Origin of the sequence: Mesorhizobium sp. M0664 (assembly GCF_040320565.1) — a bacterium.
Lineage (GTDB): Bacteria > Pseudomonadota > Alphaproteobacteria > Rhizobiales > Rhizobiaceae > Mesorhizobium.
Genome location: NZ_JAMYPW010000001.1, coordinates 595,082 through 616,864, shown reverse-complemented (window position 1 = coordinate 616,864; position 21,783 = coordinate 595,082). Strand labels below are relative to the sequence as shown.

Here is a 21,783-nt window from a genome sequence, read left to right as displayed (position 1 = left end):
GAGGACAGCCAGCCGGCCAGATGTTCGAACATCGCCGCCACATCTCAGGTGGCCACCGCTTCCGCGATTACTTCATGTTCGTTCTTCGGCCCCATGCATCGATGTTGGCTAACCGTTGGCATGTGCCGAAGCAAAGTTCGCCCAGCTTCGGTGTCGACAAGCTATTCGAACGAGTATTCGAGTGCGAGTTGGGCGATCGCCGAAGTGCCGAACGGTCAATTTGGCGATCGCGGCGAGCTGAAAACGATGATCGAAGCGCTCGGCGCAAAGAACGCCGTATGGCTCGACCTCGAACCGAAATAGCCAGATCCTTGGGACTTGAACGTCCGCTCTCACCTTTCTAGCGCCAGAAGCCGTCAGTCCGCAATCGTGACCCGATCGAGACGTTCAAGGCCTTGACGCTAAGCGTCCGCCCACGGCGCAAAGGACACAAATCGGAGCGCCCGCCCCTCAAGCCGTCTTTGTCGTCACCACCTCTCGACCATCGCCTCATCGGGAACTTCTGCGGCTTGCTTACTTCGCGACTCGTGCGGAAACGGATAACCGCTCGTTCGAAAACGGGTCGATAGTGGTTTCATGGCCGGGCCGCCTCTGATCGCCACCTCGCCCCCCAACCCTCACGGCACAAATATCAAAAACACCCAGGTAAAAAATACCACGAGGTGCACCAAGCCGGTCAGGAACGTCGTCCTCTCCGTGCTGAAGCTCACATTGCAGATGAAAAGCGCCAGGACCAAAAGCACCATGTCGGTCGCCGGCAGGCCCAGGGTCAGGCCTCTTCCGGTCAGCAGGCTGGCGGCGGCTATGCCGGGTATTGTCAGGCCGATTGTCGCGCAGGCCGAGCCCATGGCGACGTTCAGGCCGCGCTGCAGCTCGTTGCTGAGCGCGGCGCGAACCGCCGAGATCGCCTCCGGCATCAGAACCAACCCGGCGATCATTGCGCCGACAATGGCGTCGGCCTGCGGCACCTGATAGGCGACGAGCGCGTCCTCGACGCTTGCAGCGACCTGCTCGGCGAGCATGACGATGCCGATCAGCCCGATCAGCAGGAGAACAGCGCCGGCGGCGACGCCTTCGTGAGCGTCGGCTCGCACCGTGGCGCCATGTGCCTGCCCGTCGATGAAATCGTCGCGGTGGCGGACAGTCTGCGCGAACAGAAAACCGGCATAAAGCAGCACCGAAAGCACGCTGACGAAGCCAAGTTGCGCCGCCGAGAACGTGCCGGGATCGGTGGTTCGCGTGTAGGTCGGCAGAATGAGCGTCATGACGCTCAGCGCGACCAGCACCGCCAGATAGGCGCTGGTCCCTTGGCGGACGATTGCCTGCTTGCGATGGCGCCAGCCGCCAAACGTCAGGCACATGCCGACGACGCCGGTGGAGGTGATCATCACCGTCGAGAACACGGATTCGCGCGCAAGCGTCGGGTTGTTGGCGCCGTGCAGCATGATGGAAACGATGATCGACACTTCGATTGCCGTCACGGCGATGGTCAGCACCAACGTGCCGTACGGCTCGCCCACCCGCCGGGCCACCGCCTCGGCGTGGTCGAGCACCACGAAAATGGTGGTGAACATGATCGCGCTCGACAGCGCGCCGATAAATATCCTGGTGCCCAGCGACCCTTCGTCGACCGACACCCCGCTGGCCCTGACCGCGACAGCCATCGCCAGCGCGGCCAACGGCATGCCGTAGGAAATCGCCGATCTTGCGAGACCACTCATTGTCACCTTCTTGCCTTCCCGCAAATCCCGTGGAAGGGCGATTTGCAACCACTGTTGCGCACCGCGACCATCCAGAGAAATCGCATATGACAGGTCATGACGCCATCGCAGCGTACCCCAGCCCTAGCCCCTCCCCACAAGGGCAGCGCAATCGCGTACGCATTCTTGCGAAGAGGACCCGCACCCTAAGACTCCCCACAAGGGGGAGGGAAAGCTGCCGCGCGCCCTTGCTTTCCCTTTGGCGCCGAAAGGCAGGCAATTTGCCGAGGTCGGCGCCACCGAAAGTCCCCCTCCCCCTTGGGGGGAGGGGTTAGGGGTGGGGGTCCTCTTCGCAAGAATCCGCCGCGATTGCGCTGCCTCCTGCCCCCGCACACCTCGAAACATCATGTCACCCGCAGGAAGCTCGCGCGCTAGCCGGGCGTGTTGGCCTTGACGACCTTCTTGCATTCGGGCGTCAGCTCGCTCATGTGACCGGCCAGGCATTTTACGACGCGGCCACCGCCCGGCAACACGCCCTTGCACAATCTCTGGTAATCTGCTTGGCAGGCCTCACGCTCGGCCGCCGTCTGCGCCAGCACCGCGGTGGCTGCCAGCTGAGTTGCCAGGAAAAGCACGCCTAACCCAATCCGCATGGAACACCCCTCAAATATGTTGCCCAAACAACGCCTCCGTCACGCGTAGGCACAAACGGAAGCCTTTTCACGCCGTCTTCTGCGTCACCAATCCCAGCTCGTCGACCATCGCCTGGCGCATCAGGAATTTCTGCGGCTTGCCGGTCACCGTCATCGGCAATTCGGTGCGGAAGCGGATGTAGCGCGGGATCTTGAAATGGGCGATCTGGCCGGCGCAGAAGGCCTTGATCTCCTGCTCCGTGGTGATCTGGCCGGGCTTCAGCACGATCCAGGCGCACAGCTCCTCGCCATATTTCGGGTCGGGAATGCCGAACACCTGCACCTCCTTGACCTTGGGGTGGCGATAGAGAAACTCCTCGACCTCGCGCGGATAGACGTTCTCGCCGCCGCGGATGACCATGTCCTTGACCCGGCCGACGATGTTGCAATAGCCCTCGGCATCGATAGTGGCGAGGTCGCCGGTGTGCATCCAGCCGTCGGCGTCGATGGCTTCGCGGGTCTTCTGCTCATCGTCCCAATAGCCCTTCATCACGGAATAACCGCGCGTGCAGAGCTCGCCCGGCGCGCCGACCGCGACGGTGGCACCTTCGGCGTCGATGGCCTTGACCTCGACATGCGGATGGACGCGGCCGACGGTCGAGACGCGCTTTTCCAGGGGATCGTCGACGCTGCTCTGGAACGACACCGGGCTGGTCTCGGTCATGCCGTAGGCGATGGTCACCTCAGCCATATGCATCAGCGACACCACCTTCTTCATCACCTCGATCGGGCATGGCGAGCCGGCCATGATGCCGGTGCGCAGGCTGGTGAGATCGAAGGAGGCGAACTCCGGATGATCAAGCAGGCCGACGAACATGGTCGGCACGCCGTAGAGCGCGGTGCAGCGTTCCGTTGCCACCGCCTTCAGGGTGGCGCCGGCATCGAAGCCCTCGCTGGGGAAAACCATGGTCGCGCCCTTGGTGACGCAGCCCATCGTGCCCATCGACATGCCGAAGCAGTGGTAGAGCGGCACCGGGATGCACAGCAGGTCGTCGACGGTGAGCCGGATCGCCGAAGTGACGAAATTGCCGTTGTTGACGATGTTGTTGTGGGTCAGGGTCGCGCCCTTGGGCGCACCTGTCGTGCCGCTGGTGAACTGGATGTTGATGGCGTCGTCCGGTTTCAGCCCCGCTGAAATCCGGTCGAGCTTGTCATGCTCGTCGCGCCCGGCCATCGCCAGGACGTCGGCGAAATTGAACATGCCCGCAGAATTCTCCTCGTCCATGCGGATGACGATCTTCAGTGCCGGCAGCTTGTTGGCGTCGAGCTTGCCCGGCGCAGCGTTGGCGATCTCCGGCGCCAGCGTTTCGATCATGCCGAGATAGTCGGAACTCTTGAATGTGGCGGCGGTGACCAGCGCCTTGCAGCCGACCTTGTTCAAGGCATATTCCAGCTCGACCAGCCGGTAGGCCGGGTTGATGTTGACCAGGACCAGGCCGATGCGGGCGGTGGCGAATTGCGTCACCAGCCATTCCCAGCGGTTCGGCGACCAGATGCCGACGCGATCGCCTTTCTCGAGGCCGAGCGCCAGGAAACCGGCGGCCAGTGCATCGACGGTCTCCGACAGTTCGTCCCAGGTAAAGCGCTTGTCCTGCTCGACGAAGACGGCGGCATCGAGCGTGCCGTATTTGCCGACCGTATCGGCAAACAGCGCCGGGATGGTCAGGTTGAGCAGCGGCACGCTGCGCTCGCCCGAGACGTGCGCCGTGCCGTCGACCGGCGCAATGAACGAGCCGCCATCGCGCTTGCCGCGCAGGCTGGTGGCATTCTTCAACTCGTCGAGATTGATCGGCATCGCCGTGTCCTCCGCAGACCAGCCGAGCCTATCAGCCCGGCGGGGTGGTGGAAATCCCGTCCATGGTGGGGCTGGGTGGGAACTCGCCTGTCAGGGCCGAAAATAAAAAACCCGCCTCGGCGGGCGGGTCTTCGGGGCCAATTGGCACCATAGTGAGATTAGTAGCATAGCTGCCGGCACAAAGCAAGAACAAAATTGCTGTACGTCAAGAAAATCGCTTCAGGTTGGCACTGCGGCCAAGCTGCCAATCTCCCTTCTTGAGGGGGAGATGGCCGGCAGGCCAGAGGGGGTCGTCTCTCTGCCGTTAGGAGAGTCGCGTCAAGACGTACCGACCCCCTCTGTCGCCTTCGGCGACATCTCCCCCTCAAGGGGGGAGATCGGCTGGTCGTCAGCCTGCGTTCACCGATGCCATCCTGCCCGCAATATCGCGCAACACGGCCTCGTCCGTCGCCGAACGCATCTTCCTCGACGCCACGAGGCAGGCCTGCGAGCGCAGGATGAGGCCGTCGGCCAGCACCTTGAGATGGTTGGCGCGCAGCGTCGCGCCTGACGTGGTGATGTCGACGACGATATCGGCCAATCCGGCCGCCGGCGCGCCTTCGGTGGCGCCAAGGCTTTCGACGATGCGGTAGACCTGGATGCCGTGCTTCTGCGAAAAGAACTGCTGGGTCAGGCGCCAGTATTTGGTGGCGATCCTGAGCCGGCGGCCGTGGCGCTGGCGGAAGTCGGCGGCGACGTCGTCGAGGTCGGCCATGGTGTCGACATCGAGCCAGATGTCGGGCACGGCGACGACGACATCGGCATTGCCGAAACCGAGGCGGGCGATGATTTCGGCGCGCGTCTCGCAATCGGCGAGGTTTTCGCGCAAAAGGTCCTCGCCGGTGATGCCGAGATCGACCGACCCCTGGCCGATTTCGCCTGATATCTCCGAGGCCGACAGGAACGCTATCTCGACGCCGTCAAGGCCGTCGATGCGGGCGCGATATTTGCGTTCATCACCGGGCAGGCTGACGGCAAGCCCGGCCTTGGCCAGCACCTCCAGCGCCTGCTCCTTGAGCCGGCCTTTCGACGGGATCGCCAGCGTGATCATGGCGCCGTCTCCCGCAGCGCCTCGATGCGGTCGAGCCAGACGGAAAAACCGACGCCGGGGATCGGCGTTTTGGCGCCGAGCAGCGTCAGCAGCCGGTCGTAGCGGCCACCACCGGCGAGCGGCCGGTCGCCATCCTGCGCCGCGATCTCGAAGACCAGGCCGGTGTAGTAATCGAGCGGCCGGCCGAAGGCGGCGTCGTAGCTGATTTCAGACGTCGGCAGGCCGAGGCTTGCGATGGCCGCGGCGCGGGCTGCGAAATTCTCCAGCGCAGCCCCCAGTGAAAGCCCGGCATCGGCTGCAAAACGTTCGAGCGCTCCGGCGGCGCTGTCGAGCGGCACGTCGATTGCCAGGAAGCTCTTCAGCGCCGCAAACGCCTCGTTCGACAGCCGCACGCTGCGCAGTTCGGCCTTCTCGATCAGGCGCCGCGCAATCTCGGACGGCGAACGCCCGGCCGTTGCCGACAGCCCGGCCTCTTCCATGCCGCCGGCGACATGCGCCGAAAGACCGTCGAGATCGCCGTCGAGGACAAGGGCGGCGACCGGGCCGGCAAGCTGGCTGTTGCGCGGTGGATTGGCGAGGTCGGCAAGTGCTGCCTCCAGCATCGGCGCCGAGCCGAAGGCACGGGCCAGCCGCATGCGCCAGCCGCGCGGCAGGCCAAGTGCTGCCAGCACCGCCTCGAAGATGGTCTGGTCGCCGAGCGTCACCGCCAGCTCCCGGCCGGGCAGCACCAGCGACAGCAGCGCATGCGCATCGGCCAGCGAACGGGCGTCGGCGGCCGCCGTGTCGCGGTCGCCGAGATCCTCGATGCCGGCCTGGAAGAACTCGTTGCCGCCCTCGCGGCGCTGGCGAAACACCTCGCCGAGATAGGAATAGCGGCGCGGCGTGCCGGCCTGGCTGGCGATGTGGTCGAGGCAGACCGGAATGGTGAATTCCGGCCGCAGGCAAAGCGTCTGCCCGGTCTCGCTTTCGGTGAGAAAGATGCGGCGCCGCAAATCCTCGCCGGCCATGTCGAGGAACGGATCGGCCGGCTGCAGCACAGCGACTTCGACCGCATGCGTATTTCGCGCGGCGAAGAGGCTGGTGATGTCGGATGCGATGGCGGGGCGCGAGGTCATGGGAATGTGGAGCGCGAGGCACCCCCCTCTGGCCTACCGGCCATCTCCCCCTCAAGGGGGGAGATCGGCAGCTTCGGCCTCGGTGTCTCTTCTCCAACGCTTGAGATTGGCGAAAGCAGGCGCGATATCCAATCTCCCCCCCTGAGGGGGAGATGGCCGGCAGGCCAGAGGGGGGTGCTCACGCGCCACCCTTCGCTCGGTCGGCCGCCTGCGCCGCCAGTATCTTCTTCACCTCGGCGACCAGATCGCCTTGCGACACGGTCACCTGCGCCGGTCGCGCGGCGCGCCATTCGGCGTTGTCGGCGATCTCGGCCGACATTTTCGCGCCTTCGATCAGGTCCTTGATCTGCACCTCGCCCTTGGCGCGCTCGTCGCCGCCCTGGATGACGGCGACCGGGCTGCCGCGGCGGTCGGCATATTTCAGCTGCGCCTTCATGCCGGCGCCGCCGAGATACATTTCCGAGCGGATGCCGGCGGCGCGCAGCTCGGCCACCATCTTCTGGTAGCGGCCGAGGCTTTCCGTATCCTTGTCCATGGTCAGCACGACGACCGGCGCGATGACATCGGAAGTATCGAGCTTGCCGAGGTTCTTCAGCGCCGTCATCAGGCGCGAGACGCCGATGGAAAAACCGGTCGCCGGCACCGGCTCGCCACGAAAGCGCGAGACGAGGCCGTCATAACGTCCGCCGCCGCCAACCGAGCCGAAGCGCACGATCTGGCCGTCCTCGTTGGGGATTTCGGCCAGCAGCTCGGCCTCGTAGACCGGGCCGGTGTAATATTCGAGGCCACGCACAACGGAGGGATCGATGCGAATGCGATCCTCACCGTAGCCGCTTTGCGCGACCATGCTTCTTATCTGCTCCAACTCTGCAAGACCCTCGACAAACGAGGCGTTCGTGATGCCGAGATGTTCGAGTTTTCTTTCCTCGACAAGATTGCTGAGCCCTGGGGTGATAGATCCCAGTGTCTGGACAACTTGTTCGGGATCATGCTGCGCCATGACCGTGAAATAGCTGATCACAACATCGATTTGAGCGTTACCCAGCCCGGCGCCCTTGGTAAAATCACCGCTCTCGTCCTTGCGCCCGGCGCCCAAAAGCAGGCGCACGCCCTCGACGCCCAGCTTGTCCAGCTTGTCGATCGCCCGCAGCACCTGCAGCCGGCGGCCAGCGTTCTCGTCGCCGCCGAGGCCGATCGCCTCGAGCACACCGTCGAGCACTTTGCGGTTGTTGACGCGGACGACGTAATCACCGCGCTTGATGCCGAGCGCCTCCATCACGTCGGCCATCATCATCGCCATCTCGGCATCGGCCGCGACACCCGGCGTGCCTACCGTGTCGGCGTCGAACTGCATGAACTGGCGGAAGCGGCCGGGACCGGGCTTCTCGTTGCGGAACACCCAGCCGGAGCGATAGCTGCGATAGGGTTTCGGCAGGCGCTCGAAATTCTCGGCGACAAAGCGCGCCATCGGCGCGGTCAGGTCGTAGCGCAGCGACAGCCACTGGTCGTCATCGTCCTGGAACGAGAACACGCCCTCGTTCGGCCGGTCCTGGTCGGGCAAGAATTTGCCGAGCGCATCGGTGTATTCGATCAGCGGCTGGTCGACCGGCTCGAAACCGTAGAGCTCAAAGACCGAGCGGATCGTCGCCATCATCTTCTCGACGGTGCGCAGATCGTCGGCGCCGCGGTCGACAAAGCCGCGCGGCAGCCGCGCTTTCATCTTTTCGGATTTGTCGGCCATGGGATGGGTACTTTGCTAAGTAATCGGTGACTTATTTCGGGTCGGCGTGTCCTACCGATGCAGCCCGGAGAAGGCAAGGGTTTGCGGCTCTCCTTCTCCCCTTGTGGGAGAAGGTGGCCGAGCGAAGCTCGGTCGGATGAGGGGTGTTCCAGGGAACGCCGACGCCTCATTTCTTCCAACACCCCTCAACCGTCTCGGCGCTGCGCGCCGAGCCACCTTCTCCCACAAGGGGAGAAGGAAAGGCGAAAAAGAAGCTGAAACAATTGCGCCATGCGCGCGGCATCGTGCCGACACAATCCGGGCCGATACGCGCGCCGAAACAAGGGGTTCGGGGCCATGGCCACGCTACAGAAGTTCGACATCATCGATAGCGGCGCACGCGACGCCTCGGTCCGGCTGCGGCCGGCCGATGGTTATGCGCCGAATACGAAGCAAATCGCCGGACCGTTCGAGATCGCGGCGCAACAGCGCAGCGGACCGACGATGCGCGACGTGCTGATGACCGGACTGCTGGTGATCTATCCGGTGTTCGCCGCGCTGGCGGCCATCCTTGCCGGGTTTTTCCTCGCCGGCGCCGGCGGCGCCTGAGCCGCTATTTCGGCCGCTTGAACGCTTTCCGTTCCGCCTCGACCGGTTCGCGGCAGACGCAGCCCTCGAGATGGTCGTTGACCAGCCCCATCGCCTGCATGAAGGCGTAGACGGTGGTCGGGCCGACAAAGCTCCAGCCGCGCTTCTTCAGCTCTTTCGAAATGCGGACCGAGACGGCCGTCGTCGGATTGGCGCGCAAATGCGCGAGGTCGACGATCTCGGGCCGCTCGTGCGGGCCGGGCTCGAACTTCCAGAACCAGGCGGCCAGCGAGCCGGCCTCGTCGATGAGTTCGCGGGCGCGCTTGGCGTTGTTGATGGTCGAGACGATCTTGCCGCGATGGCGGATGATGCCGGCATTGCCGAGCAGGCGATCGACATCGGCGTCGGTGAAAGCCGCGATCTTGTCGACATCGAAGCCGGCAAACGCCTCGCGGAAATTGTCGCGCTTGCGCAATATGGTCAGCCAGGACAGGCCCGACTGAAAACCTTCGAGGCAGATCTTCTCGAACAGGCGGCGGTCGTCGGCGACCGGCCGGCCCCATTCGTGGTCGTGGTAGTGCAGATAATCCGGCAGGTTGCCGTGCCAGAAGCAGCGGGCGATGCCGTCGGGACCGGCAAGCAGACCTGTCTTTTCATCCATGGCGGAATTCCGTTCGTGTCTTGGCGTTGACGCGTTTTGACGCGGCCTTTACCGCGGCTTTACCAGATTCCTGAACCGGGCGGTAACCACACCAAAAGCTTTACTGACAGATCGGCATTTTACGCATTCCGATTCATGTTTCGGTTGCCGCTTCGCGCCCAATGTCGGCGAAATCGGGGAGGCTTTGCACCCCGGCATGTTCGACGATCAAGGTGCGTTGCGATGAAGACATTCTTGTTCCCACTGTTCGGCGCCGCGGCCGTACTTGCTGCCGGCGCCGCCAATGCCAACGACCGCTATGCGGAGAGGCCGCCGGTGGTGGTCAGCCCGGATCTTTCGGCACCCTGGGTGCTGCAGCTCGGCCATGCCCCGGGCATCGTGCGGCAGAGCCGGCAAGAGGCGCAGCCGCAACGGCGCTACCGGCGGCTGGCCGAACCCGATCAGCTGCGCACCGCAGCGGTGCAGGCGCCGGCCAAGCGCATGGTGATGCGGCCGCAGATCGACCCGATCTATCTGCCGCAGGAAGTCGCCTATGACGGCCCGCAGAAGCCGGGCACGATCGTCATCGATACGCGAGAGAATTTCCTCTATCTGGTCGGGAAGAACGGTAAGGCGCGGCGTTATGGCGTCGGCACCGGCAAGCCGGGCTTCGAATGGTCCGGCACCCACAAGATCACCAACAAGCGCGTCTGGCCGGATTGGCGGCCGCCGGCGGTGATGATCGCCCGCGAAGCCGCCAAGGGCCGTTATCTGCCGACCTATCTCGCCGGCGGCATGGAAAACCCGCTCGGCGCACGCGCGCTCTATCTCGGCTCGACCGAGTACCGTATCCACGGCACCAATCAGCCCTGGACGATCGGCGGCGCGGTGTCGTCGGGCTGCATCCGCATGCGCAACGAGGACGTGGTCGAGCTTTACGAGCGGGTCAATGTTGGCACGACGGTTGTAGTCATGTAATCTGCGGTTGACCTCATCGATGATTCTGCTCAGAAGCCTCGGGAGCATTGAATAACGGGGGACGGGCCGTGTGGGGATGCGGCCAGTCACGAAAGGGCAGCGCGGCAAGCCGTGCTGCCCTTTTTGTTTCCGCCAGCAGGAATTGGCGGGAAGATTTTGCCGGCACGTCGCGCGACCGGCATGGCGGTTCGCTTTTCGCGCTGCCCTTTCGCGGTTGCTTTGCTATGTGGCGGCTAAAATCCAGATAAAGGCCCCATCCCGATGTCCCTTTCCGATGACAGCCGCTATCTCAGAGGCGGCCCGGTTGCCCAACGCATCATCGCCGGCGTGCGCGAGGAGGCGGCGATCGCCACCGCCGAAGGCTTTCCGCCGAAGCTGGTGTCGGTCACCGTCGGCGATACCGCCGCGGTCGACGTCTATGTCCGCAACCAGCGCGCCAAGGCCGGGTTGGCCGGCATCGGCTTCGAGGAAAGGCGCTTTCGCGCCGACATCACCGCCGGCGAGCTGGAAGCGGCAATCCACGGGCTTAACGCCGACCCGCGCGTCACCGGCATCATCATCCAGCGGCCGGTGGCGGTGCACATTCCGATCAAGACGCTGCAGGCGGCGGTGCATCCGCTCAAGGATGTCGAGGGCATGCATCCGGCCTCGATCGGCAACATCGTCTACAACCAGCTCGACCTGGCGCCCTGCACCGCCGCCGCTTCGGTCGAACTGCTCAGGGAAACCGGCCTCGACCTCAAGGGGCTCGAGGTGGTGGTCGTCGGCCATTCCGAGATCGTCGGCAAGCCGATCGCGTTCCTCTTGATGAGCGAAGGCGCGACGGTGACCGTCTGTCACCACATGACGCGTTCGGTGGCGGCACACGCACGCCGCGCCGACGCACTGTTCGTCGCGGTCGGCAAACCGCGGCTGATCAAGGCCGACATGGTCAAGCCGGGCGCCGCCGTCATCGATATCGGCATCAATTCGGAAATCGGGCCGGACGGCGAGAGCCGCATCGTCGGCGACGTCGATGCCGAGAGCGTCAGGCATGTCGCGTCGTGGATCACGCCGGTGCCGGGCGGCGTCGGCCCGATCACGGTGGCGATCCTGCTGCGCAACACGATGGTGGCCCTCAGCCGGCAGCGTGCCCGCTATCAGGCAACCTACGGCACGGCAGACCGGCTGGCGGCGGAGTAGGCGCCTTCGTCACGTGCATTGCGGCACATGGCAGGTGATCCGGGACTCGTCATCCCAGAAGACGTAGAGCACGCCGCCGCTGCCCCAGAAGAAACCGGCGAGTGAATCGAACTGAAGAAGAAATTTCATTTCCCGGTCCGTTCCGGGAACGACTGGAAACTGCGGTCCCTGAATCCATGACGGCAGCCCACCAAGCCGAAACAGGTTTTGCCTTGAATTGCTTATCCCGTACGACTGCCTGAGCCACCGTTTAGGCGTCGGTGCCAACCGAACAGTTCTTTTCTCGGCGGCTTTTGCAGGCCTCTCAATGTAGGGCGAATGCAGAGGCGCGATCGGCGTCGGCACACCGGCAGCGTCGTGGGAATAATAGGTCGGTTCGAGAGAATTCGTACAGGTCTCGATACGGAGTCTGGGAAGAGGCATCGTCAGCTCATTCCCAAGATCGTCCAGCGTAATCAGATGTATCAGTCGCTCTCGACAGGTCGGGCACACTGCCGATCCTTCGCCGCCGACCGTAAGTGGCCTGCCAGTCGCCGGCAGATGCCAGGTAGGATGATGGCGATGCGTCGGAAAAGACATGTCGCTCGGAGCGCCTTCCTCAAAGCTGAAATGATGACATGCCGGCGGCGAACGAGGATCATCATGCGTCAGCCAGTCTGCGAAATCGGGAATGTCGCCCAAGGTACTGTCTGGAAACAATTCCGGCGCCTGCAAGGCGACGTGAGCCAGCAGATCCTCCACGTCTATTCCGCGTTTCACTTCCTCTTGCAGGAAAAATGCCAGACGAGCCAAATGCGCGTCGTCGAGAAACGAAACGGCGTCGATAATCAGATTGTCTTGCTGGACGTCGGCTTCTACCGCTGCCTTTATGAGCGCAAACAGGAATTCGGACCCATCCTTGAGATGACGAGCGATGATTGTCTGGCATTCGCCATAGCTGGCCTGGAACGTCGCCGGCGATCTGTCCGACAGCAGCCGAACGACGGTTCCAATCTCTTCGGACTTTGGGTTGGGCATCTCGGCAGTCTCATCGGCAGGTGCGCAGCAATCAAACCAATTTTGGCGGCTCGCCGCCATAGGCCCAGTCGAGCAGCTTTATCGTATGCACCACCGGCAGCTTGGCGGCGGAAGCGATCTGGGTGATGCAGCCGATATTGCCGGTGGCGACGATTTCAGCACCGGTCGCCTCGATATTCCTGACCTTGCGGTCGCGCAACGTCGCCGAAATCTCGGGCTGCAGGATGTTGTAGGTGCCGGCCGAACCGCAGCACAAATGCCCTTCGCGCGGCTCGCGCACGACGAAGCCGGCTCTGGCCAGAAGCTCCTTCGGCTGGCGGGTGATCTTCTGGCCGTGCTGCATCGAGCAGGCTGAGTGATAGGCGACGATGGTGCCCGGCTTGCGGACCGGCTCGGGCAGGTCGAGGCTTCCCAGATATTCGGTGATGTCCCTGGCCAGCGCCGAGACCCGCGCAGCCTTGTCGGCATAGGCCGGATCGAGGCGCAGCATGAAGCCGTAATCCTTGATGGTGGTGCCGCACCCGGATGCGGTGATGACGATGGCGTCGAGTCCGCCCTGCTCGATGGCGCGCGTCCAGGCGTCGACGTTCCGTCGGGCCGACGCCAAGGCAGCGTCCTCGCGCCCCATATGATGCACCAGCGCGCCGCAGCAGCCCTCGCCCTCGGCCACCACGACCTCAACGCCAAGCCGGGTTAGCAGCGAAATCGTCGTGTCGTTGATGCCGGGATCGAGCACGGATTGCGCGCAGCCGGTGAGGATGGCGACGCGGCCATTTTTCTTCGCGCCCTGCCCGGCATGGACGCCCGGCGAGGCCATCGGCGAGACTGCCGGGACCGACGCCGGGGCCAGCTTCAACATCGCGCCCAAAGGCTTCAATGCCTGGATTTTCTCAAACAGGCCGGCGAATGGCTGGCCGAGCTTCGCCAGCTTGAGCGCCGCGCGGAAACGCGAGGGGTAGGGCAGCACGAAGGCCAGCATGGCGCGTGTCAGGCGATCGGCCAGCGGACGCTTGTAGGTCTCCTCGATATGGACGCGGGCGTGGTCGACCAGATGCATGTAGTTGACGCCCGACGGGCAGGTGGTCATGCAGGCGAGGCAGGACAGGCAGCGGTCGATATGGGTGACGATCTGCTTGTCGGCCGGCCGTCCGTTTTCCAGCATGTCCTTGATCAGATAAATCCGGCCGCGCGGCGAATCCAGTTCGTTGCCGAGCGTCACATAGGTCGGGCAGGTGGCGGTGCAGAAGCCGCAATGCACGCATTTGCGCAGGATCTTCTCCGATTCCGCGACATGCGGATCGGCGAGCTGGGCAGCTGAGAAATTGGTCTGCACGTAAACGAATCCCTACCGTTTGAGCATGATCCTTTCCCAAAACCGGTACCCAGTTTTGGGGATCATGCTCATAATCCCAGAAGCCAGCTTTCCGGGTTCTTGACCGCCTCGCCGCGCTGCAGCGCCTGCAGGCCGAGAATGCAGCGGGCGATGAACCAGACGGCAACGGCAACCATCAGCACGACACCGATGACCACGATCATCAGCAGCGCCGAGATCAGTGCATAGAGCAGGCCGATCCAGAAGGTGCGGATCAGGAATGTGTAATGGCTTTCGACGAAGCCGCCGGCCTTGCCGCGATTGATATAGGCCAGGACGATGCCGACAATGCCGCTGACGCCGATGGCCAGACCGGCGAGATAGAGGATGTAGATGACCAGCGCGTTGGTCGGGCCGGGCTCCAGCCAGCGGTCGGTCTGGCGTGACGTACCGTTTTGGCCTGGATCGCTCATTGTGCTCCTCCCTCGGTTGCCGGCGCGAGAGTAGCAGAGCTTGCGCCCGGCGCCATACGGCCGGGATTGAGGATATTCTTCGGGTCGAATTCGGCCTTCAGCCGCGCCGACAGTGCTGCCAGTTGCGGCGCTTGCGGTTCGAACACCGGTACGGCGGCGCGGTGCGAAGGGGTTGCGCGCACCAGCGTCGCATGGCCGCCGCCATGTCTTCTGATCAAGCCGCGCAACAGGCCAGCCTCGGGATCGTCCTGCTGCATGCGCAGCCAGATCAGCCCGCCCTGCCAATCGTAAAAGGCATCGACCGGGGCCTGCATGCGCAGCGCCAGCACCATCTGGTGGCCCCGCGACGGCGCCATCGAGACGCGCCACACCGGCCTTTCGCTGCCATCGGCGAACGGCGCGCAGTCGCGGACATCGCGCCAGACCGAGTACGAGACCGAACCGGAAATCTCCTGCAGCGGCCCAGCGTTTTTCAGCAGGTCTCTCAGCGCGGCAATGCGGTAAGCGACCGACGGGCCGAAGCCCTCGATGCGCAGCAGCGTCGCGGCATCGCTGCCGAGACTGCCGCCGGCGACCCTAGCTGCGACCCGTTCGGGAAGATGGGCAGCACTCGACACTTCGGCGCTGGAACCCAGCGCCAGCGCCATGGCGGCGGCGGCGTGATCGTCGAGCAGGCCGCGGATGGCAAGCGTGACTTCGGTCTCGGCGGCAGGCAGCACCTTGAAGGTGACGTCGGTGAGCACCGCCAGCGTGCCCCAGCTGTTGGCCATCAGCTTGGACAGATCATAGCCGGTGACGTTCTTGACGACGCGGCCGCCCGACTTGAAGGCCTCGCCGCGCCCGGAAACGGCCGCTATGCCGAGGATATGGTCGCGCGCAGCACCCACCTTCAGCCGGCGCGGGCCGGAAAGGTTCGCGGCGAGTGCGCCGCCGATCGTGCCTCGCGCTGGCTCACCGCCGAGCAGCGGGCCGTAATCCATCGGTTCGAAGGCAAGTTGCTGGCCGTTTTCGTCAAGCAGGCTTTCGATTTCGGCCAACGGCGTGCCGGCTTTTGCCGACAGCACCAGTTCGGCCGGCTCGTAAAGCATGACGCCGGAGAGTCTGGAAAGGTCGAGCGTATGCTCGCTCTGCTGCGGCCGGCCGATACCGCGCTTGGAGCCGTGGCCGAGGATTTCGAGCGGGGATTCCTCTGCGGCTGCCCAGGCGATTGTGGAGAGAGTTTCCGCGGCGGTTGACGGGGTGAAGGTGGTCATGGGACGGACGCGGCATTTGCAAATGCGGGAACGTCGCGTTCCTTCGCGCCCCCCTCTGTCCTGCCGGACATCTCCCCCTCAAGGGGGGAGATCGGATGCTGCGTCGGGCTTCGCCAATCTCCAGCGTTAACAGGAGGGCGAGGCGCCGAAGCTGCCAATCTCCCCCCTTGAGGGGGAGAAGTCCGGCAGGACAGAGGGGGGTGTTCAAGCGCTAACATACGCGCTCAAAACCTCGGAATGTCCGGAAACGCCACTTTCCCGCGATGCACGTGCATCCGCCCGAGCTCGGCGCATCGCCTCAATTGCGGGAAGACCTTGCCGGGATTCAAAAGATGGTTGGGGTCGAAGGCGCATTTGACGCGCATCTGCTGGTCGAGGTCGATCTGGTTGAACATTTCCGGCATCAGGTCGCGCTTCTCGATGCCGACCCCGTGCTCTCCGGTCAGCACGCCACCGACCTTGACGCAGAGCCGCAATATGTCGGCGCCGAAACTCTCCGCCTTGTCGAGTTCGCCCGGCACGTTGGCGTCATAGAGGATGAGCGGGTGCAGATTGCCGTCGCCGGCGTGGAAGACATTGGCGACGCCGAGCCCGTATTTCTGCGACAGCTCGCGCATGCCGGCGAGCACGCGCGGCAGTTCCTTGCGCGGGATGGTGCCGTCCATGCAGTAGTAGTCGGGCGAGATGCGGCCAACCGCCGGGAAGGCCGCCTTGCGGCCGGCCCAGAAGCTCAGCCGCTCCTGTTCCGACTGCGAAATGCGGCATGTGGTCGAGCCGCTCCTAAAAGCGATGACTTCGACCAGGCCGATCAGGTGATCGACCTCGACACCCGGCCCGTCCAGCTCGACGATCAGCAGCGCCTCGACATCGAGCGGATAGCCGGCCTGGACGAAATCCTCGGCGGCGTGGATGGCCGGGCGGTCCATCATCTCCATGCCGCCCGGAATGATGCCGGCGCCGATGATGTCGGCAACGCATTGGCCGGCCTGCTCGCTGGTCGGGAAACCGATCAGCAGGGCACGCGCCGTCTCCGGCTTCTTCAGGATGCGTACGGTGACCTCGGTTACGACGCCGAGCAGTCCTTCGGAGCCGGTCATGACGCCGAGCAGGTCGTAGCCTTCCGCGTCGAGATGGCTGCCGCCGAGGCGCACCACCTCGCCATTCATCAGCACCATCTCGATGCCGAGCACATTGTTGGCGGTGAGACCGTATTTCAGGCAGTGCACACCGCCGGAATTTTCCGCGACATTGCCGCCGATCGAGCAGGCGATCTGGGAGGATGGATCGGGGGCGTAATAGAAGCCCTCCTGCTCGACGGCGGTGGTGATGCCGAGATTGGTGACGCCGGGCTGGGCGACGACGACGCGGTTCTGAAAATCGATCTCGAGGATGCGGTTGAAGCGGCTCATCACCAGCAGCACCGCGTCTTCGAGCGGCAGCGCACCGCCGGAGAGCGAGGTGCCGGAGCCGCGCGGCACGACGCGGATGTTGCGGTCGCTGCAATATTTCAGCACCCGCGACACCTGGGCCACGGTTTGCGGCAGTACAACGACGAGCGGCAATTGCCGGTAGGCGGTGAGCCCGTCGCTCTCGAAGGCGCGCATGGCATTGGCGGCGTCGACGACGCCCTCGCCCGGCACCATGATGCGCATATCGGCGACGATCTCGTCGCGCCGGCGCATCGTGGCGTCGTCTGGTTTCGGCATGGCAAGGCCGGACATCGACAGCCTCCTTCGATCGACTGGTAAAAATCATTTACCAGCGACAGTGGTCGCTTGCAAATGCCGCGTTGGCCGGGATGAGAGGCCTATGGCCGAGACAGCCTTCCGCAGCGGCAATCTGCCGCTGCGCCCCACATTACTCGCCCGGCTGCTTGCCTGGTTCGGAGTGCATGCGGCGGACGCGGCGCACGCCCCACCAGACGAGCACGACGGCGAGCGGCACCGAGGCGGCGGTGACCATTTCCGGCGCGAAGGCATGGCCGAAGATCGAGGCGCCCTTGGCGACGTAGCCGATGAGGCCGACGACATAATAGGAAACCGCGGCGACCGAGAGCCCCTCCACCGTCTGCTGCAGCCGCAATTGCAGGCGGGCGCGATTGTTCATCGACGCCAAAAGATCGCGGTTCTGCTTCTCGACCTCGACGTCGACCCAGGTGCGCAGCAGTGTGGTGGCACGGGTGAGCTTCGTCGACAGGTTGGCCTGGCGCTCCTCGACCGAACGGCAGGTACGCATCGCCGGCGCCACGCGGCGCTGCAGAAAACCGCCCCAGGTGTCGTAGCCGGGCACCGCCTCTTCGTCGAGCGCCTCCAGCCGTTCGCGCACGATGCCGTCATAGGCGCGGCTGGCGCCGAAGCGGTAGAGGCTGGAGGCGGCATCGGCCTCCAGCTCGGCGGCCAGTTCGGTCAAGTCGGCAAGTAGCGTCTGGCTGTCGCGGGTCTCGGCGACCTTCATTTCCAACGTGGTCTGGGCCAGCCTGTCTTCGATGCGGCGCGCGCGACCGGACAGCGTCAGGGCCAGCGGCAGCCCAAGCATGGCCAGCGTGCGGTAGGTCTCGATGTCGATCAGCCGCTGCGACAGCGCCCCGGTGCGCGCCGGGGTCAGGCCGCGGTCGAGCACCAGCATGCGGGTCAAGCCGTCGCCATCCTGACGGAAATCGGTGACGATGGCCGCGTTGCCGCGCTCGACCAGCGAATAGCACAGGCTGGTCGGGTCGAAGCCGGCGATCAGTTTTTCGTTCGCCGGCGTCCATTTGCGGATCTCCAGCCTGATGCCGGAAATCACCGTGCCCGGCGGCGAAAACCCGTTGCCGAAGGGTGTGTCCTCTTGCCCCCTGCCGTTTTCGCCGAGCGGGCCTTCCCAGAGATAGGTCGAGAATTCCGTATGGCGTTCCCAGCGCAGCGAGCCCTTGCCCCATTTCATCGCGTGGTGGCGGGCGTGAGGGTCGGGCGCGGCGATGCCGAGGCGTCGCGACAATTCGGAAAGCACGGCCTGATCGATCCCGGATCCAGCTTCGGTCATGAAGGAAAGCTGCACCAGCACGCGCGGCTTTTCGACCAGCGGCTGCGGCCGGGCGTGGACCTCGCCGAGCGCGCCCGGCCGACCTTCATGCGCCGGAAAGCCCATGACGGTGCCGCCCACGGCTTTGGCGCGCAGCTGGAATTCGAGGTTGGAAGGGTCGGCGTCTGGCACGGCTGGTCCCCCGGGCTTCTGTGAGCCCTTTGGCAATGATGTCCCTCTAGAGGCAATCGCCAGGGGACGCAAACGCCCAATTTAGCTGAAGATGATATGACGCCGCGGCTGTGAAACGGACCCGGCTCCGGCGAATTGGATAAATAATTTGACCAGTTGGCGACGCCGGCTTTATCTTGCGCGACATCGGTTCAACCCCCAGGCATCCCGTTTGAGCGACATTTTCTCCCGGATCGAGCATTCGCGCACCGCCGACGAGGTGGTGCAGCAGATCGAGAGCCTGATCCTCGAAGGCGTCCTGCGCACCGGCGACCGGCTGCCGGGCGAGCGCGAACTGGCGCGCCAGTTCGAGGTGTCGCGGCCGATCCTGCGCGATGCCTTGAAAGCCTTGGAAGGGCGCGGGCTGTTGACGACACGGCCAGGCGGCGGCACCCATGTCGCCGATGTCATCGGCCAGCTGTTCACCAAGCCGGTGACCGACCTGATCTCGATGCATCGCAAGGCGGTGACCGACTATCTGGAGTACCGCCGCGAGATCGAGGCGGTGGCGGCGGAATATGCGGCGCGGCGTGCCACATCGGACGATCTGGCGCTGCTCGACCGCATCATGGCACGTATGGACGAGGCGCACCGGACCGGCAATTTCGACGACGAGGCGGAAATCGATGTCGAGTTCCATCACGCGATCTGCGAATGCGCGCACAACATCATCCTGCTGCACACGCTGCGCTCCTGTTATCGGCTGCTGTCGGAAGGCGTGTTCCAGAACCGGCGGCTGGTGTTCAACGTGCCGGGCGCGCGCGAGGCGCTGCTTTCGCAGCACCGGGCGATCTACACCGCGGTCAAGGCCGGCGATCCGGCTGCGGCGCGGCAGGCGGCGATGGACCACATCTCGTACGTCGAACGGTCGATGGCCGAGGCCGAGCGCAGCGGCGACTGGCAGCGCGTATCGCGGCTGAGGCTCAGGCAGCGCTCCGAGCCCGGTGGCGGTGAGCCGGCAAGAAAACAGCCGTAGGCACCGCCCAGAAAATTCAACGACGAAGCAGCGAAGAACCAGCGGAAAAAAGATCCATGAGCAGCATTCTCACCATCGCCGACCTCAAGGACCTGGCGCGCCGCCGCGTGCCGAAGATGTTCTTCGACTATGCCGATTCCGGCGCCTGGACCGAAAGCACCTACCGCGCCAACGAGGAAGATTTCCAGAAGATCAAGTTCCGCCAGCGCGTGCTGGTCGACATGGACAACCGCTCGCTGGAGTCGACCATGATCGGCGAGAAGGTGACGATGCCGGTGGCGCTGGCGCCGACCGGCATGACCGGCATGCAGCATCCGGACGGCGAGATGCTGGCGGCCCAGGCGGCGGAAGAATTCGGTGTGCCGTTCACGCTGTCGACAATGAGCATCTGCTCGATCGAGGATGTCGCGTCGGTGACCAGGAAGCCGTTCTGGTTCCAGCTCTATGTGCTGCGCGACAAGGATTTCGTCTTCGATTTGATCGACCGCGCAAAGGCGGCGAAATGTTCGGCGCTGGTGCTGACGCTCGACCTGCAGATCCTCGGTCAGCGCCACAAGGATATCCGCAACGGGCTTTCGGCGCCGCCGCGGATGACGCCGAAGCACCTGTGGCAGATGGCGACCAGGCCGCGCTGGTGCGTCGGCATGGCCGGGACCAAGCGCCGGAGCTTCCGCAACATCGTCGGCCATGCCAAGGGCGTCGGCGACCTCGCCTCGCTGTCGTCGTGGACGAAGGAGCAGTTCGATCCGCATCTGTCGTGGAAGGACGTCGCCTGGATCAAGGAGCGCTGGGGCGGCAAGCTGATCCTGAAAGGCATACTCGACAAGGAGGATGCGCTGATGGCGGCCAGGACAGGCGCCGACGCGATCATCGTTTCCAACCATGGCGGCCGCCAGCTCGACGGCGCCTCGTCGTCGATCATGGCGCTCGAAGAGATCGCCGGCGCCGTCGGCGACGCGATCGAGGTGCATATGGACGGCGGCATCCGTTCCGGCCAGGACGTGCTCAAGGCACTGTGCCTCGGCGCCAAGGGCACCTATATCGGCCGGCCTTTCCTGTACGGCCTCGGCGCACTCGGCAAGGAAGGGGTTACCAAGGCGCTGGAAATCATCCGCAAGGAGATGGACATAACGCTGGCTCTGTGCGGAAAGCGCCTGGTCACCGACATGGGCAAGGATCAGCTTCGGCGCTAAAGTCCCGTGACGGCATGACCACGGAGGCGACGCAGGCATTGACGGAGCCCGGCATCAGTTTCTACGAGGCGCGCGGACCGCAAGGCATGCGCCTTTACGCGATCGGCGATGTGCACGGCCGGCTCGATTTGCTGACCGCCATGCACCGGCGGATCGAGGCGGAGCTCGGTCAAAGGCCGTCGGCCGATTGGCGCGTGATCCATCTCGGCGACTATGTCGATCGCGGCCCGGACTCCAGGGGCGTCATCGATTTCCTGATCGACGCGCAAAGACGCGATCCGCGTCACCTGATGCTCGCCGGAAATCATGATCTCGGCTTTCTCGATTTTCTCGATGTCCCCGATCCGGACGGGCTGTTCATGCGCTATGGCGGCATCCAGACGGCGCTATCCTATGGCGTGTCGCTCGGTGGGAGCAGCGCCTGGTTTGGCCGCGCCGATGCGGCACTGCGGCAAGGGCACGCCGCACTGGTCGAGGCGGTGCCGCAGAACCATGTCGAGTTCCTGCGCTCGCTGCCCTTCTCAGTGACGTTCGGCGACTTCTTCTTCTGCCATGCCGGCATCCGGCCCGGCGTTGCGCTGGAAAGCCAGAGCCGGCAGGACCTGATCTGGATCCGCGAGGTCTTCCACGACCACACCGGCCTTCATCCGAAGATCGTGGTGCACGGTCATACGCCGGTGCCCAAGGCCGAAATCACCGGCAACCGCGTCAATGTCGACACCCTCGCCTGGCAGTCGGGACACCTCACCGCGCTCGTGGTGGACGGCGCGGACAAGCATATCCTGACAGTGACGGGTGAGCGGGCGTAGGAAACGCGTGGGATTATGA

General features: G+C 64.4%; 20 protein-coding genes. 7 read left to right on the top strand and 13 right to left on the bottom strand.

The window, feature by feature from the left end; translation table 11 throughout:
* Positions 1 to 303 (top strand): hypothetical protein (locus tag NKI39_RS02790; RefSeq protein ID WP_352830579.1); only part of this gene is annotated, 303 nt, incomplete at its 5' end.
* Between the two features lie 314 nt (positions 304 to 617).
* Here NKI39_RS02790 and NKI39_RS02785 read toward each other — a convergent pair.
* The 6 genes from NKI39_RS02785 to hisS all read right to left on the bottom strand — a co-directional run bounded on the left by NKI39_RS02785 (position 618) and on the right by hisS (position 8,133).
* Positions 618 to 1,721, bottom strand: coding sequence for a calcium:cation antiporter (locus NKI39_RS02785; RefSeq protein WP_352502101.1), 1,104 nt, complete (start codon positions 1,719 to 1,721; stop codon positions 618 to 620).
* Between the two features lie 410 nt (positions 1,722 to 2,131).
* Positions 2,132 to 2,353 carry a cysteine rich repeat-containing protein gene (locus tag NKI39_RS02780; protein ID WP_352450969.1) on the bottom strand — a complete coding sequence of 74 codons (222 nt, stop codon included), beginning with the start codon at positions 2,351 to 2,353 and terminating at the stop codon, positions 2,132 to 2,134.
* A gap of 67 nt (positions 2,354 to 2,420) precedes the next feature.
* Positions 2,421 to 4,187 carry an AMP-binding protein gene (locus NKI39_RS02775; RefSeq protein WP_352502100.1) on the bottom strand — a complete coding sequence of 589 codons (1,767 nt, stop codon included), beginning with the start codon at positions 4,185 to 4,187 and terminating at the stop codon, positions 2,421 to 2,423.
* A 388-nt stretch (positions 4,188 to 4,575) separates the two neighbouring features.
* A complete protein-coding gene (hisG, locus tag NKI39_RS02770; RefSeq protein WP_352502099.1) occupies positions 4,576 to 5,277 on the bottom strand; it encodes an ATP phosphoribosyltransferase in 702 nt (233 codons plus the stop codon).
* Positions 5,274 to 6,392, bottom strand: coding sequence for an ATP phosphoribosyltransferase regulatory subunit (locus tag NKI39_RS02765; RefSeq protein WP_352502098.1), 1,119 nt, complete (start codon positions 6,390 to 6,392; stop codon positions 5,274 to 5,276). Before NKI39_RS02765 ends, hisG begins: the two co-directional genes overlap by 4 nt.
* Positions 6,393 to 6,570: 178 nt before the next feature.
* Entirely contained in the window at positions 6,571 to 8,133 is a 1,563-nt protein-coding gene (hisS, locus tag NKI39_RS02760; RefSeq protein WP_352502097.1) for a histidine--tRNA ligase, read from the bottom strand.
* Positions 8,134 to 8,469: 336 nt separating this feature from the next.
* On the opposite strand from hisS, the gene NKI39_RS02755 reads away from it, so the two are divergent.
* The gene (locus NKI39_RS02755; protein ID WP_352502096.1) at positions 8,470 to 8,721 is read left to right on the top strand and encodes a hypothetical protein; all 252 of its coding nucleotides are present in this window, start codon (positions 8,470 to 8,472) and stop codon (positions 8,719 to 8,721) included.
* A 4-nt stretch (positions 8,722 to 8,725) separates the two neighbouring features.
* Here NKI39_RS02755 and NKI39_RS02750 read toward each other — a convergent pair whose 3' ends face one another.
* On the bottom strand, positions 8,726 to 9,361 hold the full coding sequence (locus tag NKI39_RS02750; RefSeq protein WP_352472682.1) for a DNA-3-methyladenine glycosylase I: 636 nt from the start codon (positions 9,359 to 9,361) through the stop codon (positions 8,726 to 8,728).
* Between the two features lie 222 nt (positions 9,362 to 9,583).
* Here NKI39_RS02750 and NKI39_RS02745 point away from each other — a divergent pair, with 222 nt between their 5' ends.
* Positions 9,584 to 10,318 (top strand): L,D-transpeptidase, encoded by a 735-nt coding sequence (locus NKI39_RS02745; protein ID WP_352830574.1) that lies wholly within the window; start codon positions 9,584 to 9,586, stop codon positions 10,316 to 10,318.
* 261 nt (positions 10,319 to 10,579) lie between these two features.
* Positions 10,580 to 11,500: a bifunctional 5,10-methylenetetrahydrofolate dehydrogenase/5,10-methenyltetrahydrofolate cyclohydrolase gene (locus NKI39_RS02740; RefSeq protein ID WP_352502095.1), complete on the top strand. Its 921-nt coding sequence runs from the start codon at positions 10,580 to 10,582 to the stop codon at positions 11,498 to 11,500.
* Between the two features lie 9 nt (positions 11,501 to 11,509).
* Here NKI39_RS02740 and NKI39_RS02735 read toward each other — a convergent pair whose 3' ends face one another.
* The 6 genes from NKI39_RS02735 to NKI39_RS02710 form a co-directional block, all read right to left on the bottom strand.
* Entirely contained in the window at positions 11,510 to 12,517 is a 1,008-nt protein-coding gene (locus NKI39_RS02735) for a hypothetical protein (RefSeq protein ID WP_352680849.1), read from the bottom strand.
* Between the two features lie 31 nt (positions 12,518 to 12,548).
* Complete coding sequence (glcF, locus tag NKI39_RS02730) at positions 12,549 to 13,850, bottom strand: glycolate oxidase subunit GlcF (protein ID WP_352502093.1); 1,302 nt, start codon at positions 13,848 to 13,850, stop codon at positions 12,549 to 12,551.
* Positions 13,851 to 13,918: 68 nt separating this feature from the next.
* Positions 13,919 to 14,302 (bottom strand): DUF4870 family protein, encoded by a 384-nt coding sequence (locus NKI39_RS02725; RefSeq protein WP_352502092.1) that lies wholly within the window; start codon positions 14,300 to 14,302, stop codon positions 13,919 to 13,921.
* Entirely contained in the window at positions 14,299 to 15,555 is a 1,257-nt protein-coding gene (locus NKI39_RS02720) for an FAD-binding protein (protein ID WP_352502091.1), read from the bottom strand. Before NKI39_RS02720 ends, NKI39_RS02725 begins: the two co-directional genes overlap by 4 nt.
* A 224-nt stretch (positions 15,556 to 15,779) precedes the next feature.
* A complete protein-coding gene (locus NKI39_RS02715) occupies positions 15,780 to 17,276 on the bottom strand; it encodes an FAD-linked oxidase C-terminal domain-containing protein (RefSeq protein ID WP_352502090.1) in 1,497 nt (498 codons plus the stop codon).
* A gap of 136 nt (positions 17,277 to 17,412) precedes the next feature.
* Positions 17,413 to 18,747, bottom strand: coding sequence for a DUF3422 family protein (locus tag NKI39_RS02710; RefSeq protein WP_352830571.1), 1,335 nt, complete (start codon positions 18,745 to 18,747; stop codon positions 17,413 to 17,415).
* 211 nt (positions 18,748 to 18,958) lie between these two features.
* On the opposite strand from NKI39_RS02710, the gene NKI39_RS02705 reads away from it, so the two are divergent.
* From NKI39_RS02705 to NKI39_RS02695, 3 genes are read left to right on the top strand one after another with little or no spacing between them, the layout of a single operon-like run.
* The gene (locus NKI39_RS02705; RefSeq protein WP_352502088.1) at positions 18,959 to 19,762 is read left to right on the top strand and encodes a FadR/GntR family transcriptional regulator; all 804 of its coding nucleotides are present in this window, start codon (positions 18,959 to 18,961) and stop codon (positions 19,760 to 19,762) included.
* A 56-nt stretch (positions 19,763 to 19,818) separates the two neighbouring features.
* Positions 19,819 to 20,955 (top strand): alpha-hydroxy acid oxidase, encoded by a 1,137-nt coding sequence (locus NKI39_RS02700; RefSeq protein WP_352502087.1) that lies wholly within the window; start codon positions 19,819 to 19,821, stop codon positions 20,953 to 20,955.
* A gap of 38 nt (positions 20,956 to 20,993) precedes the next feature.
* Positions 20,994 to 21,764 (top strand): metallophosphoesterase, encoded by a 771-nt coding sequence (locus NKI39_RS02695; protein ID WP_352502214.1) that lies wholly within the window; start codon positions 20,994 to 20,996, stop codon positions 21,762 to 21,764.
* Positions 21,765 to 21,783 lie beyond the last annotated feature (19 nt).

What these genes read in the sequence shown, in the direction of transcription:
- NKI39_RS02785 (WP_352502101.1), bottom strand. Translation starts at nt 1,721, where the DNA reads ATGAGTGGTCTCGCAAGATCGGCGATTTCCTACGGCATGCCGTTGGCC.
- NKI39_RS02780 (WP_352450969.1), bottom strand. Translation starts at nt 2,353, where the DNA reads ATGCGGATTGGGTTAGGCGTGCTTTTCCTGGCAACTCAGCTGGCAGCC.
- NKI39_RS02775 (WP_352502100.1), bottom strand. Translation starts at nt 4,187, where the DNA reads ATGCCGATCAATCTCGACGAGTTGAAGAATGCCACCAGCCTGCGCGGC.
- hisG (WP_352502099.1), bottom strand. Translation starts at nt 5,277, where the DNA reads ATGATCACGCTGGCGATCCCGTCGAAAGGCCGGCTCAAGGAGCAGGCG.
- NKI39_RS02765 (WP_352502098.1), bottom strand. Translation starts at nt 6,392, where the DNA reads ATGACCTCGCGCCCCGCCATCGCATCCGACATCACCAGCCTCTTCGCC.
- hisS (WP_352502097.1), bottom strand. Translation starts at nt 8,133, where the DNA reads ATGGCCGACAAATCCGAAAAGATGAAAGCGCGGCTGCCGCGCGGCTTT.
- NKI39_RS02755 (WP_352502096.1), top strand. Translation starts at nt 8,470, where the DNA reads ATGGCCACGCTACAGAAGTTCGACATCATCGATAGCGGCGCACGCGAC.
- NKI39_RS02750 (WP_352472682.1), bottom strand. Translation starts at nt 9,361, where the DNA reads ATGGATGAAAAGACAGGTCTGCTTGCCGGTCCCGACGGCATCGCCCGC.
- NKI39_RS02745 (WP_352830574.1), top strand. Translation starts at nt 9,584, where the DNA reads ATGAAGACATTCTTGTTCCCACTGTTCGGCGCCGCGGCCGTACTTGCT.
- NKI39_RS02740 (WP_352502095.1), top strand. Translation starts at nt 10,580, where the DNA reads ATGTCCCTTTCCGATGACAGCCGCTATCTCAGAGGCGGCCCGGTTGCC.
- NKI39_RS02735 (WP_352680849.1), bottom strand. Translation starts at nt 12,517, where the DNA reads ATGCCCAACCCAAAGTCCGAAGAGATTGGAACCGTCGTTCGGCTGCTG.
- NKI39_RS02725 (WP_352502092.1), bottom strand. Translation starts at nt 14,302, where the DNA reads ATGAGCGATCCAGGCCAAAACGGTACGTCACGCCAGACCGACCGCTGG.
- NKI39_RS02720 (WP_352502091.1), bottom strand. Translation starts at nt 15,555, where the DNA reads ATGACCACCTTCACCCCGTCAACCGCCGCGGAAACTCTCTCCACAATC.
- NKI39_RS02715 (WP_352502090.1), bottom strand. Translation starts at nt 17,276, where the DNA reads ATGTCCGGCCTTGCCATGCCGAAACCAGACGACGCCACGATGCGCCGG.
- NKI39_RS02700 (WP_352502087.1), top strand. Translation starts at nt 19,819, where the DNA reads ATGAGCAGCATTCTCACCATCGCCGACCTCAAGGACCTGGCGCGCCGC.